The sequence below is a fragment of the Flavobacterium granuli genome, from assembly GCF_031456055.1.
Classification (GTDB): domain Bacteria; phylum Bacteroidota; class Bacteroidia; order Flavobacteriales; family Flavobacteriaceae; genus Flavobacterium; species Flavobacterium granuli_A.
In genome coordinates, this window is sequence record NZ_JAVDTX010000003.1 from 398,128 (window position 1) to 414,100 (window position 15,973).

Here is a 15,973-nt window from a genome sequence, read left to right on the forward strand (position 1 = left end):
ATTCAGTTACATTCCGATTGTATGGTTTTAAAAAATAAAAAATGGCAGAAAAAACAATACGTATTGGAACCCGTGACAGCGAACTTGCGTTATGGCAAGCCCACACGGTAGAAAAAAAGCTAAACGATTTAGGTTATAAAACCGAAATCATTGCCGTAAAATCACAAGGAGATATCATTCTTGACAAACCCCTTTACGAACTTGGAATCACTGGTATTTTTACCAAAACGCTTGATATTGCTATGATCAATGGCCAAGTGGATATCGCTGTGCATTCCATGAAAGACGTTCCAACCGCTTTGCCTATTGGGATTGTTCAAGGTGCAGTTCTAGAAAGAGCCAACACTTTAGACATTTTGGTACACAAAGGGAATCTTGATTTTTTAGAAGAAAAAGGGACTATTGCCACAGGAAGTTTACGCCGTCAAGCCCAATGGTGGAATAAATATCCGAATCACAACGTAGTCGATTTGCGCGGAAATGTGAATACCCGAATGCAAAAACTACAGGAAAATGACTGGAACGGAGCCGTTTTTGCCGCTGCAGGATTGGAGCGCATCAACCTGAAACCCGAAAATTATATCAATCTAGATTGGATGATTCCAGCGCCAGCGCAAGGAGCGATGCTCGTTGTGGCGATGGGTAACGATGATTTTTGCCGTGATGCCGTTGCTCAGCTCAACGATATAGAAACCGAAGTTTGCACCCATATCGAAAGACAATTCTTGAAAACCCTCGAAGGCGGTTGCACTGCACCTATTGGCGCTTTGGCAAAATACAATGAAATAGAAGATACCATCCATTTCAACGGAGTGCTGTTTTCGATTGACGGAAAACAAAAAATTGAAGTCAACAAAATTGTTCCCATCGAAGAATGGAAAAAGCTTGGTTATAACTCGGCTCAAGAAATCTTCGCAAACGGTGGAACTGAATTGATGTCAACGATAAAAGCAACTTTAAAAAAATAAAGGAGCGAAAGATTTGGCTTTCAGAATGATTCAAAAACAAAAAATGAGTAAAACAGTTATATTATCTACCAAAACGCTGTCGGATGTTCAGCGTCGAGAACTTCTAAGTGCTGGTTTTGAAGTGTTCGAAGAGGATTTCATTTCGACTAAGAAGCAAGAATTCGAACTTAATGACATCAACGACAATTTGATTTTTACCAGTCAAAATGCGGCACAGAGTGTTTTAGAAAATTCAGATATAGACAATTTGAAAACCAAAAATGTTTTTTGCGTTGGACTAAAAACGAAAATTCTATTATCTGAAGCTGGGTTCAATGTGGTTGCCTACACGGGTTATGCCGCCGACTTAGCCGAGATTATCGCTTTGATTTATAGTCAAGAAAGCTATACTTTCTTTAGCGGAAATCTTCGTAAAGAAACATTACCAAAAGCTTTAAAAGAAGCAGGGATAAAATTCAATGAAATTCAAGTTTATGAAACGCTATTGACTCCGATGAAGATCAAGGAGAAAATCGATGCAATTTTGTTTTTCAGTCCTTCTGCCATTGAAAGTTATTTGAAAGACAATGTTATAAAGAAAGAAATCTGTTTTTGCATTGGCGAAACCACAGCAAGCGCATTAGACAAAATAACAAAAAATATCATCGTTGCAGATCAGCAAAGTGTTGAAGACGTGATTGAGGATGTAATAACAGAATACAAATAATCAAGTTCCCAAAGGGAAAAATAAAATAAATAAAAATAAAAGTTTCTTTTTACGATTGTCAAAATCTGTAATCTGCAAACTGCAAACTGAACACTATGTTAAAGAACGACCTATTTTTAAAAGCTTTAAAAGGAGAAACAGTACAACGCCCGCCAGTTTGGATGATGCGTCAAGCTGGAAGATATTTACCGGAATTTAGAGCTTTGCGTGACAAATACGATTTTTTCACTCGTTGCGAAACACCAGAATTAGCAGCTGAAATCACGGTACAACCAATTCGCAGAATTGCTCCGGATGCTGCTATTTTGTTCTCAGATATTTTGGTAGTGCCAAGAGCGATGGGAATTCACGTAGAATTGAAAGACAATTTGGGTCCGATTATCCCAAATCCAATTCGTACGATGGAACAGGTAAATCAGGTTTTTGTTCCAGATGTAAATGAAACTTTAGGTTATGTTTTTGATGCCATAAAATTAACAAAAGAAATGCTGAATGATGAGGTGCCGTTAATTGGTTTCGCTGGTTCGCCTTGGACAATTTTCTGTTATGCTGTAGAAGGAAAAGGTTCTAAAAGTTTTGATACTGCCAAAGGATTTTGTTTTTCAAACCCAGTAGCTGCGCACACTTTATTGCAAAAAATTACCGACACCACTATTTTATACCTAAAAGAAAAAGTAAAATCAGGTGTAAATGCCGTTCAGATTTTTGATTCTTGGGGAGGAATGCTTTCTCCTGTTGATTACCAAGAATTCTCGTGGAAATACATCAACCAAATCATAGAAGCATTGGCTGAGGTTACTCCAGTTATTGTTTTTGGAAAAGGATGTTGGTTTGCTTTGAACGAAATGGGGAAAAGCAAGGCTTCGGCACTTGGTGTAGATTGGACGTGTTCGCCTAGAAATGCCCGTTATTTGTCAGGTGGAAATGTGACTTTACAAGGGAATTTTGACCCGTCAAGATTGCTTTCGCCAATTCCGACTATCAAGAAAATGGTACACGAAATGATCGATGAATTCGGAAAAGACAAATACATCGCCAATTTAGGTCACGGAATTTTACCTAATATTCCTGTTGATCACGCTAAGGCATTTGTGGATGCGGTGAAGGAATACGGGAACTAATAGTTGATAGTTGTTGGGGAAACTCCAAATGGCTATCAACTAACAACAATCAACCAACAACTAATAAAAAATGCTAAACAAAGGTTTAAGAGACCAAGAAAGTATTCGAATTGACAACGTGCTCAAAAAGCTGATATCATTGGTTTATGTGCCTAAGTTTTGGAATTTAGAAGACCTTCTTTTCTTAGAAAATGAATTAAAAGACTTGGCGATGAATGTCGAAAGTCTCAATAATTTCAAGGAAGAGGAATTGATTGTTCACTTGCATAGACTTCATTTGGATTGGAATCAGTTGGAGTTATTCGCTGATTTTTTGGTCGCTTTTTCTAAGGAAAACCAATTTGATTTTTCACAAAAAGCAGTTGCCATTTACAATAATATCCAACAGGAAAGTAAGACCTTTTCGTTTGGGATTATTAATAAAATAGCTGCTGCTAAAAATAAATAGACCAATGAGTTTTACAGATTGGAAAATAGACCGAATTGAAAACATTCATCCCGAAGAGTTTTATAAATTAATCGATAAAAATAGAAATCACATTGGGAAAACTTTCCCGGTTACTCTAGCCAACTCAGATTCTCTGAAGAAAGCAGGTGATTTCATAGGAGTCAGCCTTGACAAAGAAAAGAATAAAGAAGGTTTTTATTTTTATGCAAGGGACATCAAAACAAATGATTTAATTGGTTATTTATGTGTAAAAACTATAGATTACCGTATTTCAAAATGTGAATTGGGCTATTTTGTAGATGAAGATTTTCAGGGAAAAGGAATCACATCAAAAATGGTTTCTGATGCACTTGAATTTTGCTTCAATGAATTGATGTTGAATAAGGTTTTTATCTGCACTTCAGAAATTAATTTGGCAAGTCAACGAATCGCATTAAAACACAATTTCAAACAAGAAGGAATTTTACGAGACGAATTTAGAAATGGTGATGGCGAATTGCAAAACACTGTTTATTTCGGCTTGCTCAAATCAGAATACAATACCAATGAAAGATAAATTTTTCTCATATATACAAAATCTTCAAGATACAATTGTTGCAGGATTAGAAGCCGTTGACGGTCAAGCAAAATTCCGTGAAGACTTGTGGGAACGCCCAGAAGGTGGAGGAGGAAGAACTCGCGTAATTGAAAACGGAGCTGTTTTTGAAAAAGGCGGTGTGAATATTTCGGCAGTGCACGGAAAATTGCCAGATTCAATGCAAAAACTGTTCAATGTAGGCGAAGCCGATTTTTTTGCCTGTGGCTTGAGTTTGGTTTTGCATCCAAAAAATCCAATGGTACCGACGGTTCACGCGAATTGGCGCTATTTCGAGATGTACGATGACAACGGAAACGTGATTCAGCAATGGTTTGGAGGCGGACAGGATTTAACACCTTATTATTTGTTTGAGGAAGATGCCATTCATTTTCATCAAACCTGTAAAACCGCTTGCGACAAACACAATCCTGAGTTTTACCCAAAATATAAAAAACAATGCGATGCCTATTTTTGGAACGCACATCGCAACGAAGCCCGCGGAATTGGAGGACTATTTTTCGATTATTGCAAAGCAACCGAGCAAATGTCAATGGAAAATTGGTTTAACTTTGTTACAGAAGTTGGAAATAGTTTCCTAGAAGCCTACGTTCCAATTGTCGAGAGAAGAAAAAACCTTCCATATACTGCTGAAAACAGAACGTGGCAAGAGATAAGAAGAGGACGTTATGTTGAATTCAACTTGGTACACGATAAAGGCACTTTGTTTGGTTTAAAAACGAACGGAAGGATAGAAAGTATTCTGATGAGTTTACCGCCGAATGTGCAATGGGTTTACGATCATCATCCTGAAGTGGGAAGTGATGAAGAAAAATTAATTATAACGCTTGAAAATCCGAAAGAATGGTTGTAAAAACGTTTTGTTTTACACTGATTGGTGGTATTCTTGGCTGTTTTGCCCAAGAAAAGACAGCCTCCAATCCGTATTTCAAAACGTATGATGACAAAGTGATAGCCAGTTTGTATTATTTGGATGTTTCCAATAATTTTCAAATTGTTAGCCCAAATTCAGATGGAACTACAACAATTTTAGACTTAATTCCGAATCGCAGAGAACAAATTGGGGCAAGCGTTTCATTTAAAATTGCTGATTTTTCATTTGGATATTCGCCTAAGTTCTTTGATGTCAACAAAGATAATGATGGTTCAAAGCTGTTTAATTTCAGTACACGGTTTATTCATAAAAAATGGATGCAAACGCTTAGTTTTATCAATCAAACAGGATTTTATGCAAGCGAAGGAGCAATAACAGTCCCTTTGCCAGATTTAAGATCCACTAAAATTGGAGGAGTTACATCGTATATTTTCAATCCCAATTTTTCTTTTAAAGCAATAGCGAACCAAAAAGAATGGCAAACCAAAAGTTCGGGCAGTTTTATTCCTAGTTTTTCATTCTTTTATACCAATCTTGATTTGAATGACGGGAGTAAGAATCCAGAAAGTGATCTCTTTGAAATGACAATTTCTCCATCTTATTATTATAATTTTGTAATCAATAATCGTGTTTTATTATCTACAGGTTTGGGTATAGGTGGAGGAATTAGTGATATGGATGGCGAAATATCGGGTATTTACAATTTTAGCGGGAGTTTAAAGCTGGGCTATAATACCGATTCGTTTTTTTCATTTGTTAATGTAAACTTCATTGCATTTGCCCAAGACAGTGACACTAGAGTGCAATTTAACGATAATGTTTCGACTTTAAATATTGCTGTGGGATATCGTTTTGATCCTCCAAAAAAAGTAAAAGATGCATTTGAAAATAGTCATCAGAAAACAGGACTTTAATATAAAATCTACAATCTAAAAATTAAAATTATATGTTTCCATTACACAGAAACCGCCGTTTAAGAGTTAATGAATCTATTCGTTCTTTGGTTCGTGAAACCACTTTAAGCCCAACCGATTTTATGTTTCCAATGTTCATCGCCGAAGGTGAAAACGTAAATGTCGAGATAGCATCTATGCCAGGAATCTTTCGTCGTTCGATTGATTTGACAGTAGCTGAGGTTAAAGAAATTTATGCGTTGGGAATTCGTGCAGTCAATATTTACGTAAAAGTAAGTGAGAATTTAAAAGACAATACAGGAAAAGAAGCATGGAATCCAAATGGATTGATGCAACAAGCCATTCGTGCCATCAAATCGGCCTGTCCTGAGATGATTGTAATGCCGGATGTAGCTTTAGACCCATATTCTATTTATGGTCACGACGGAATTATTGCCAATGGTGATGTTGAAAACGACTCTACAGTAACGGCTTTGGTAAAAATGGCTGTTTCTCACGCCGAAGCTGGAGCTGATTTTGTTGCGCCATCGGATATGATGGATGGACGCGTTTTGCGTTTGCGCGAAGGATTGGACGCCGCAGGTTTTCATCACGTGGGGATTATGAGCTATTCGGCTAAGTACGCTTCTGCGTTTTACGGACCTTTCCGTGATGCATTGGACAGTGCGCCCAGAGAAGCCGATATCGCCGTTCCAAAAGACAAAAAAACGTATCAAATGGACTATGCCAACCGTATCGAAGCCATCAAAGAAGCTTTGTCCGATGTTGAAGAAGGTGCCGATATGGTTATGGTTAAACCAGGAATAGCTTATTTGGATATCGTTCGCGAGGTCAAAAACGCTGTAAATGTTCCGGTTACCGTTTTCCATGTATCTGGTGAATATGCAATGATAAAAGCCGCGGCCGAAAGAGGTTGGTTGGATAATGACAAAATAATGATGGAACAATTAATGTGTATCAAAAGAGCAGGAGCCAGTTTGATTTCGACATATTTTGCCAAAGAAGCTGCTATTCTTTTAAATCAAAAATAATGAATATGAAATCGCCATTAATAACAAGTTTGCGTAAGCAAACAACAAAAAACAAAAAGGCGATACCATGTATGACCAATAACAAATAAATTCTGCATATATGAAAAAGTTAGTACTAATAGCGATAGCTGTTCTTGGATTTTCCTGCAAGAAAGAAAGCCAAGAACCATTTGGAAAACCTACAGAAAGTACAACAGAAGTTCAAACACCAGAAGCATTAGGAAAGGAAATTTTCGAAGGTAAAGGGAATTGTGTTGCTTGTCATCAAGTGGATCAAAAAGTGATTGGACCAAGTATTCAGGAAATTGCTAAAATCTATAAAGACAAAAACGGGAATATGGTTAATTTCCTTAAAGGTGAAGGTGAAGCGATTGTTGACCCAAGCCAAGCTGCGGTGATGCAAGCTAATTTAGAGATCACAAAAACCTTTACTGAGGAAGAATTAAAAGCTGTTGAAGTTTATATTTATTCGAATCTGAAATAATAATTTTTAGAAGCTATTCCCGCTATCCGTTACAATCTTATGTGCCGAACCCCGGCACATAAGGATTTTTACTATTATCGGGGCTAAAAAACAAGAACCATTTGTACATACGAATGGTTCTTTTTATTTTCATCCTTTTAAAATTATTTACGAAGTTTGCGATAACTTTGTATTCAAATCTATTCAAAATCATGGAAACAGTTTATATCAAAACACCTTTGGGAATCACCACAATTATTGGCGATGAAAATGGAGTATCGGTAATTTCAGTTTCCGATGAAGGAACTGTTTCGGTAGAAATTCCAGCAGTTTTGCAGAAAGCAGTTTCACAACTTAATGATTATTTTGAAGGAAAACGAACTGATTTTGATTTCATACTCAATCCCGTGGGAACCGAATTTCAAAAAAAAGTTTGGAAAGCATTATTAGAGATTCCATATGGAAAAACCAGAACGTATCTGGAACAGTCAAAAGTTTTAGGAGATGTAAAAGCGATTCGTGCCGTGGCTTCCGCGAATGGGAAAAATCCACTTTGGATTGTGGTTCCTTGCCACAGAGTCATCGGAACCGATGGTTCTCTCACAGGTTATGCCGGAGGATTATGGCGAAAAAAATGGTTATTGGAACACGAAAATCCTAGTAATCAGCAAAGTTTGTTTTAAGGGAATTATAAATAAGAGTATATTTGAGATTTGTATCAATAAAACTTATTAAAAATTCTTTAAACACAATGAAAAATAGTACTCTTTTAATCTTCTTTTTTTTTCAAATAGGTTTTGTTTCTGCTCAAAAGCCTTTGTATAAAGACCCAAATCAAGCTGTAGATATTCGAGTTAGCGATCTTTTAAGTAGAATGACGTTAGATGAAAAAGTTTCTCAAACTATGAGTATTTGGCAAAAACGTAGTGAGTTTTTGTATGATGCCAATGGGAATTTTGATATTCGAAAAGCAGAAAAAAACTTATCTTTTGGTTTGGGGGAAGTCAATCGACCAAGCGAAAATCCAAATGGTTCTTTGAATGGGAGTTATGGCCGAAATCCCAGACAAATGGCTGAAATAACGAATGCGATTCAAAAGTTTTTTGTTAATAATACCCGTTTGGGAATACCTGTTATGTTTCACGAAGAAGCATTACACGGATTACCAGCTAAAGATGCCACTAGTTTTCCGCAATCAATTGCTCTAGCCTCCACTTGGGATGATGAATTAATGAAGCGAATTTTTACAGTTGTTGCCGCTGAGGTACGCTCCCGTGGTGCACAACACGTTTTAGCTCCTGTAATAGATATTGCTCGTGATCCTCGATGGGGACGTTTTGAGGAGACTTATGGTGAAGACCCTTATTTAGTTTCTAGAATGGGCGTTGCTGTTGTGAAAGGATTTCAAGGTGAAAATAGTGAAAAAGGTATTGATAAAAGTCATGTTATGGCCACACTAAAGCACTTAACAGGACATGGTCAACCAGAAGCAGGTAATAATATAGCTCCAGCAAACTTGGGCGAAAGAGAAATAAGAGAGTCCTTTTTACCTCCTTTTTATGCTGCGATTAAAGAAGCAAACGCACAAGCGGTGATGGCTTCTTATAATGAAATTGACGGAGTTCCCTCTCATGCCAGCACATTTTTGCTAAAGAAAATTTTAAAAGAGGAATGGGGTTTTAAAGGTTTGGTGGTTTCAGATTATGGTGCGATTTCAGAACTTCAAAGTCGCCATCATCTTATAGAAACTCAAGCCGAAGCTGGTGTTTTAGCATTCAAAACTGGAGTTGATATTGAAACACCAGACATCACAACATTCCAATATTTGAAACCAGCTATTGAATCAGGAAAATTATCTGTTGCCGTATTGGATGAAACCGTTTCTAGAATTTTAAAAGCAAAATTTTTATTGGGACTATTCGAGAATCCTTATGTAGACGTCTCCAAAGCCGAAGTTGTTTCAAATCTTGAGTCAAGTAAGAAATTAGCAAAAGAAGCTGCAGACAAAGCAATTATTTTATTGCAAAATAACAATGATTTTTTACCTCTAAATGCATCTAAAATTAAAACAGTTGCAGTTATAGGCCCTAACGCTGACCGCAAACAATTAGGTGGCTATAGCGATTCGCCAAAATATGTGACAACACTATTGGAGGGTATAAAAAACAAGTTGGGTAATAAAGTAAATGTTACTTATGCAGAAGGTTGCCGTTTGATTGAAGAAAGTGAATGGAACCGTTGGTATAAAGATAGTACGACACCAACCTCTGCAGAAGACAATAAAGGTCGAATAGAAGAAGCTGTTAAGGTAGCTCAAAACGCCGATGTGATTATTTTAGCATTAGGTTCAGATGAGGGAATTAATAGAGAAGGTTGGGCAGAAAATCATTTAGGAGACCGTTCAAGTATTGAGCTTTTTGGACAACAAAATGAATTAATAAATAGATTATCACAATTAGGAAAACCTATTGTTGTTACCTTGTTTAATGGCGCTCCGTTGGCTATTCAAAATGTACAAGAAAAATCTAAAGCTATTTTAGAATGTTGGTATTTAGGACAAGAAGGAGGTAATTCGGTTGCTGATGTTTTATTTGGTAGCGTAAATCCTAGTGGTAAATTGCCAGCTACTTTTCCGCGTACTACTGGTCAAATACCAGCCTATTATAATCACAAACCAACAGCACAAAGAGGATATCACTTTGAAGATAATTCGCCACTTTATAATTTTGGTTTTGGTTTAAGTTACACCAATTTCACTTATTCGAAACCAGTTTTGAACAACAGCAACATCAAAATTGGAGAGAATGCCTCGATAACTGTAACGGTTAAAAATTCAGGAAAGGTTGATGGTGATGAAATTGTGCAAATGTATATCCACGATTTAGTGAGTTCGGTAACAGTTCCTGTAAAAGAATTGAAAGGATTTAAAAGAATTTCATTGAAAGCAGGTGAAAGCAAAATAGTAACTTTCGAAATCACACCAGATAAACTATCAATTTGGGATTTGCAAATGAAAAACGTCGTAGAAGTTGGTGATTTTGAAATCATGATAGGCAGTTCGTCTGCTGATAAAGACTTGCAAAAAATATTATTGAAAGTAGAAAACTAATTTTTTGTACTATAATAAATTTAAGCCGATTGTATTTTATTATGGTTTTAAAATATAGTGAGATTGTTAAATATGTTTCCTAAAATAAGAACTTATGATTGAAAAGATAAACATCAATAACATACTTTTCCTCGACATTGAAACCGTTCCCGAAACTGCAAATTATAATTCTTTGGACGATGAAATGAAAACTCTTTGGGAACTCAAAACCCAATACCAACGAAAAGACGAGTTTACCGGGGAAGAATTCTATGACCGAGCTGGAATTTGGGCCGAGTTTGGAAAAATTGTCTGTATTTCGGTTGGTTATTTTACGATCAAAGGAGATATTCGTAATTTTAGGGTGACTTCCTTTTTTGGTGAAGAACCAAAACTTTTGAAAGACTTCAATAATTTGCTAAACAATCATTTCAATCAGCCACAACACGTTTTGTGTGGGCACAATGCAAAAGAATTTGACATTCCGTTTCTTGCCCGCCGAATGATTATCAATCAAATTCCGATTCCAGATAAACTCAATTTATTTGGAAAAAAACCATGGGAAATTGCCCACTTGGATACTTTGGAGTTGTGGAAATTTGGCGATTACAAACATTTCACTTCTTTGAAATTAATGTGCAAAGTACTTGGGGTCCCATCGCCAAAAGGCGATATTGACGGCAGTCAGGTCGGGCATGTTTTTTATATGGACAAAGACATTGACCGAATCGTTACTTATTGTGAAAAAGATACCATTGCCGTAGCACAGATTTTCCTTCGATTACGCCGAGAAGATTTATTGATTGAGGAAGAGATTATTCATGTGTAAAAACAATGGCAATATCAAAATTCAATGGCAACTCCAATTTGAAGGAAGCAATCGTTAAGGAATAATCAATTTTTAATTCGAGGTTGACTTTTGAAAATGAAGAAACGATTTTTCATTTTTGAAATATTGAAAATTGATATTGATATTGCAATTGACATTGATTTGTTACATTTACAAAAATTATAAATTATGGTATTAAGTAGATTTTGGCTCGTTATTTTCATTTCTTCGATTGTATTTGTTGTTGTCAGTTTGTTTATGGGCAATAGTTACACCATTGATTTTGTTTTGAATGGAAAAAAAGACGACCCAATTTTACTATCCGAAAAATATATTAATCAGGTTCCCGCTTTTATTAAGGACAGTATCAAAAAGGCTCCAGACCAAACGATGATTATCAATCGTGATACACTGAATGCAGATACTACTTATGTTTATAAAAACAAAACCGTTAAAATTTTCAGTGGTGTTCAAAAATCGGATGGTTTATTACCTACTTGTAAAAGTACTTTACTCGATTTGATTTTGCCGCTTATGGCTTATTTAGCATTTTTCTGTGGACTGATGGAACTTTTAATCATTTCTGGAGCATCTGGAAAATTGGCTAAATTATTGAGCCCTGTATTTGTTAAGGTGTTCCCAAGCATTCCGAAAGATCATCCGTCTATTTCATACATGACTCTAAACTTTGCTGCCAATTTCTTGGGATTGGATTCTGCCGCTACGCCATTTGGTCTTAAAGCGATGGAGAGTTTACAAGAAATAAATCCAGAAAAAGAAAAGGCGAGTGATGCACAAATTATGTTCATGTGCCTGCATGCTTCTGGACTTACCTTAATAGCAACTTCTATTATTGGTTACCGCGCTGCTGCTAATGCAACAAACCCAGCAGATGTGATGCTGCCTTGTATTATTACTTCTTTTATTGGTACGATTGCTGCTTTTCTTATAGTTGGAATTAAGCAAAAGATTAATTTTAAAAGCGCTTCTTTGGTAGCCGTCTTGATGGGGCTAATAGCTGCAATTATTGGTTTGTTGATGTATGTGAACCATTTGGATTTAATTGGAAAAAACTATTTCACTTCAAATCTTTCGGCTTTAATATTAGTGGGGATTATCGTTTTTACTTTGATATTTTCATTTATTAAAGAGAAGAAATTCACTGACGCTAAAACGACAGTTTTTGAAGCCTTTGTAACAGGAGCCAATAATGGTGTTAAAACTGGAGTTACCATTTTTCCTTATGTTTTAGGAATGTTAGTGGCTATTTCATTATTCAGAAACAGTGGATTGTTTGAAATTATTAGTAACTGGATTGCTTTTGCTTTTTCTAATATGGGAGTAAGTAAAGAGATCACGGATGCTCTTCCGGTAGCATTGCTGAGACCATTTAGTTCAGCAGGATCAAGAGGGTTTTTAATTGATTCAATGAATACTTTTGGAGCCGATTCCATGACGGGAAGATTAAGCAGTATTTTTCAATGTAGTGCCGAAAGTACTTTTTATGTGATTGCTGTTTATTTTGGTTCTGTTAATATAAAAAATACCCGCTACGCTTTGGGAACCATGCTTTTAGTCGATGTGATTTGTGTGATTACCGCTATTTTTGTAGCGAGTTGGTTTTTTTAAACCAATTGGATTAATAATTAACCCTAAAAAAGACTATTTTTGATGTAATGTGTTTTGTTTCAAATTGTTAATTTTAAAAATTCTCAAAAATGATCAAAATTACCCCGCATTTGTCGGCATTAAAAATAATTTATCTCAGCCTTATATTGGCTTTTTCCACTTTGGGTTTTGCCCAGACCAAACCCAAAATGACCAAGGAACAGCGAAAAGCAATGCTCCGGGATACGCTCGACGGAAGACTCGATGCCAGTGTCATGATTGACAATACCAAAGGCTTTTTGCCAATTCCGTTTTTTGTAACCGAAGCCGCCCTAGGTGGATTTGGAATGGGTTTGGCACCCGTTTATATTTCACCCCAAGAAAAACCCATTGGCGATAAGGATTATATTGCGCCGGCCGTAACTGCGGCGTTTGGAGCATATACTGCAAACAAGTCTTGGTTTACCGGTATTTACAGAAAAGAAGTGATTGCTAAATATGGTTTAAAATACAGAGTTTTTCTCGGTTATGTAGATTACAATCTCGCGTATTATAAAGAGGTCGAAAATGGCGATGATCAAAAATTTGATTTTAATTATAAGACAATACCGATTATGTTTTCTCTTTCCAAGAAGACCTTTAGTGATCTCTATGTTGGTTTGGAATACTTTAATGCCAATATGACAATCAACCCAAATTTTGATTACGAACTACCTCCAAATATTACAACTGAAGATTTCAAAAAAAAAGTTGCTTCATTAGGTGGTTATTTGGATTGGGATCGAAGAAACACCATTTTTACACCAGATAAAGGCTTTAGAGCGAATCTTGCTTATTATGTAAATGATGACTGGACAGGCAGTGATTATAAATTTGAAAAATTAGAAACCTTTGTACACTATTTTTTTCCGATAAACAACAAATGGATTTCTGGATTGCGATTTGAAGCACTACAAGCTTATGGAAATGTCCCTTTTCACCAAATGCCATACATTAAATTGAGAGGAATCACGGCCTATCGCTACCAAGGTCAAGCTACTCTTTTAACCGAAACTGAACAGCGTTTTGATCTCGATACACGTTGGAGTGTTTTGGCATATGGAGGTCTTGGAAAAGTTTTCCAAAAAGGCGAAAATTTCTCCGACGCTAAAACTGTTTACAATTACGGAACTGGTTTTAGGTACCTTGTCGCCCGAACTTATGGGCTTCGCGCAGGTCTTGATGTTGCAAAAGGGCCAGACAGTTGGGGATATTATATAGTCTTTGGACATAAATGGAATCGATAACGGCTTTAGTTTTTTTTAAAGTAAATCACACCTGCTCAGGAAGAAAATAGACACAATGGAATAATTATAACAATAATTTTTAGGAGTTTTAATTTATTTTTCATTCTTTTGGATCCAACTCATTAAATAAATTAAAAAATGTCAAAATACACAAAATACATCGCCATAGGTTTGCTTATTCTATTCTTAGTTACAAGTTTATTAAGTTAAATCTACTTCGTTCAGTTAGGGTTTTGGGTTTTAATCCAAGACAATGATATAAAAAGCCTTTCAGAAATGTGAGGCTTTTCGTTTTTATAAATATGAGTTCGATTTTAATGTCATAGACTGGGTTTTTTAATAATTTCTTTAAGGAACGTGACATAAATCAGTTAGGATTCTTTGAACAATTCTTATATTTGGCGTTCTTTAAAAACAAACTAACTATGGACTTTATATATCAGGATCCTTATCCTATTTTAAAAGACGACACACAATACCGCAAAATCACTTCTGATTTTGTAAAAATAGAAAAACTTGGTGATAGAGAAATCTTGACTGTTGATCCAAAAGGCTTGGAATTATTGGCACAAGAAGCTTTGAAGGATGTTTCTTTTATGTTGCGAACTTCGCATTTGGAAAAACTAAGAGTTATTCTTGATGATCCAGAAGCGACCGATAACGACCGATTTGTGGCTTATAATTTATTACAAAATGCAGTTGTAGCCATCGATGGTGAATTACCTTCGTGTCAGGATACTGGAACAGCGATTGTAATGGCCAAAAAAGGAGAAAACGTATATACAGGCGTTGATGATGCAGAATGGCTTTCAAAAGGGATTTTTAACACTTATCAAGAGCGAAATCTTCGTTATTCTCAAATTGTACCTATCAGTATGTTTGAAGAAAAAAACTCTGGTTCTAATCTTCCGGCACAAATTGATATTTATGCTAAAAAAGGAGCTTCTTATGATTTCTTGTTTTTGGCTAAAGGTGGAGGTTCAGCGAACAAAACGTATTTGTACCAACAAACAAAATCATTGTTGAATGAGAAATCTTTGGATGCGTTCATTCGAGCCAAAATAATGGACTTGGGAACTTCTGCTTGTCCACCTTATCACTTGGCTTTAGTGATTGGAGGAACTTCTGCGGAAGCGAATTTAGCCGCTGTTAAAAAAGCGTCTGCAGGCTATTTCGACCATTTGCCAACAACTGGGAATATGGCTGGTCAGGCTTTCCGTGATTTGGAATGGGAAAAAAGAGTACAGTTAATTTGCCAGGAAAGCCATATTGGAGCGCAATTTGGAGGGAAGTATTTCACTCACGATGTTCGAGTGATTCGTTTACCACGTCACGCGGCTTCTTGTCCGGTTGGATTGGGAGTTTCTTGTTCGGCTGACAGAAATATCAAAGGAAAAATCACTAAAGACGGTGTTTTTGTAGAACAATTGGAAGTAAATCCAAAGCGTTTATTGCCTGAAACACCTCCACATTTGGAAGCAGCAGTTGATATTGATTTGAACCAACCAATGGCTGATATCCTTAAAAAATTATCGCAATACCCAATCAAAACACGTTTGAAACTAAACGGAACCTTGATTGTGGCTCGTGATATTGCACACGCCAAAATCAAAGAATTATTGGATGCTGGGAAACCAATGCCAGAATACTTTAAAAATCACCCAATCTATTATGCAGGACCTGCTAAAACGCCAGAAGGAATGGCTTCGGGAAGTTTTGGGCCAACAACTGCTGGTAGAATGGATGTTTATGTGGAAGAGTTCCAAAAGAATGGTGGAAGTATGGTAATGCTTGCCAAAGGAAACAGAACCAAACCGGTAATGAATGCTTGTAAAACTTACGGTGGATTCTATTTGGGTTCAATCGGAGGTCCTGCGGCGATATTGGCCAAAGAAAACATACTTTCTGTGGAGGTTGTAGATTTTGAAGAACTGGGTATGGAAGCCGTTCGTAAAATCACCATTAAAGATTTCCCTGCATTTATCATCACCGATGACAAAGGGAATGATTTCTTTGAGAATCTTTAGAAAGAAAAGAATTTA

15 protein-coding genes are annotated in these 15,973 nt (G+C 36.3%); all 15 read left to right on the plus strand.

Annotation, left to right across the window (positions count from 1 at the left end):
• Window positions 1–41: 41 nt before the first annotated feature.
• The 15 genes from hemC (at window position 42) to J2W95_RS08830 (ending at window position 15,958) form a co-directional block, all read left to right on the plus strand.
• Window positions 42–968 carry a hydroxymethylbilane synthase gene (gene hemC / locus J2W95_RS08760; protein WP_310006014.1) on the plus strand — a complete coding sequence of 309 codons (927 nt, stop codon included), beginning with the start codon at window positions 42–44 and terminating at the stop codon, window positions 966–968.
• Window positions 969–1,011: 43 nt separating this feature from the next.
• Complete coding sequence (locus tag J2W95_RS08765; RefSeq protein ID WP_310006015.1) at window positions 1,012–1,674, plus strand: uroporphyrinogen-III synthase; 663 nt, start codon at window positions 1,012–1,014, stop codon at window positions 1,672–1,674.
• Between the two features lie 95 nt (window positions 1,675–1,769).
• Window positions 1,770–2,795, plus strand: a complete 1,026-nt coding sequence (gene hemE / locus J2W95_RS08770) for a uroporphyrinogen decarboxylase (protein ID WP_310006017.1) — start codon at window positions 1,770–1,772, stop codon at window positions 2,793–2,795.
• Window positions 2,796–2,865: 70 nt separating this feature from the next.
• Complete coding sequence (locus J2W95_RS08775) at window positions 2,866–3,243, plus strand: hypothetical protein (protein WP_310006019.1); 378 nt, start codon at window positions 2,866–2,868, stop codon at window positions 3,241–3,243.
• 4 nt (window positions 3,244–3,247) lie between these two features.
• Entirely contained in the window at window positions 3,248–3,799 is a 552-nt protein-coding gene (locus J2W95_RS08780; RefSeq protein WP_310006021.1) for a GNAT family N-acetyltransferase, read from the plus strand.
• Window positions 3,789–4,691 carry an oxygen-dependent coproporphyrinogen oxidase gene (hemF, locus tag J2W95_RS08785; RefSeq protein WP_310006024.1) on the plus strand — a complete coding sequence of 301 codons (903 nt, stop codon included), beginning with the start codon at window positions 3,789–3,791 and terminating at the stop codon, window positions 4,689–4,691. Before J2W95_RS08780 ends, hemF begins: the two co-directional genes overlap by 11 nt.
• Window positions 4,682–5,626, plus strand: a complete 945-nt coding sequence (locus J2W95_RS08790) for a DUF4421 family protein (RefSeq protein ID WP_310006026.1) — start codon at window positions 4,682–4,684, stop codon at window positions 5,624–5,626. Before hemF ends, J2W95_RS08790 begins: the two co-directional genes overlap by 10 nt.
• 32 nt (window positions 5,627–5,658) lie before the next feature.
• Window positions 5,659–6,657, plus strand: coding sequence for a porphobilinogen synthase (gene hemB, locus J2W95_RS08795; protein WP_310006028.1), 999 nt, complete (start codon window positions 5,659–5,661; stop codon window positions 6,655–6,657).
• A gap of 100 nt (window positions 6,658–6,757) precedes the next feature.
• Entirely contained in the window at window positions 6,758–7,141 is a 384-nt protein-coding gene (locus tag J2W95_RS08800) for a c-type cytochrome (protein ID WP_310006030.1), read from the plus strand.
• Window positions 7,142–7,332: 191 nt separating this feature from the next.
• Window positions 7,333–7,803: a methylated-DNA--[protein]-cysteine S-methyltransferase gene (locus J2W95_RS08805; RefSeq protein WP_310006031.1), complete on the plus strand. Its 471-nt coding sequence runs from the start codon at window positions 7,333–7,335 to the stop codon at window positions 7,801–7,803.
• A gap of 68 nt (window positions 7,804–7,871) precedes the next feature.
• Window positions 7,872–10,229, plus strand: a complete 2,358-nt coding sequence (locus J2W95_RS08810; RefSeq protein WP_310006033.1) for a glycoside hydrolase family 3 N-terminal domain-containing protein — start codon at window positions 7,872–7,874, stop codon at window positions 10,227–10,229.
• Window positions 10,230–10,323: 94 nt separating this feature from the next.
• The gene (locus J2W95_RS08815; protein WP_310006035.1) at window positions 10,324–11,037 is read left to right on the plus strand and encodes a 3'-5' exonuclease; all 714 of its coding nucleotides are present in this window, start codon (window positions 10,324–10,326) and stop codon (window positions 11,035–11,037) included.
• Between the two features lie 189 nt (window positions 11,038–11,226).
• Entirely contained in the window at window positions 11,227–12,666 is a 1,440-nt protein-coding gene (locus tag J2W95_RS08820) for a nucleoside recognition domain-containing protein (protein ID WP_310006036.1), read from the plus strand.
• A gap of 89 nt (window positions 12,667–12,755) precedes the next feature.
• Window positions 12,756–13,931 carry a BamA/TamA family outer membrane protein gene (locus tag J2W95_RS08825; RefSeq protein WP_310006038.1) on the plus strand — a complete coding sequence of 392 codons (1,176 nt, stop codon included), beginning with the start codon at window positions 12,756–12,758 and terminating at the stop codon, window positions 13,929–13,931.
• A 425-nt stretch (window positions 13,932–14,356) separates the two neighbouring features.
• Entirely contained in the window at window positions 14,357–15,958 is a 1,602-nt protein-coding gene (locus tag J2W95_RS08830) for a fumarate hydratase (RefSeq protein WP_310006040.1), read from the plus strand.
• Window positions 15,959–15,973: the final 15 nt, after the last annotated feature.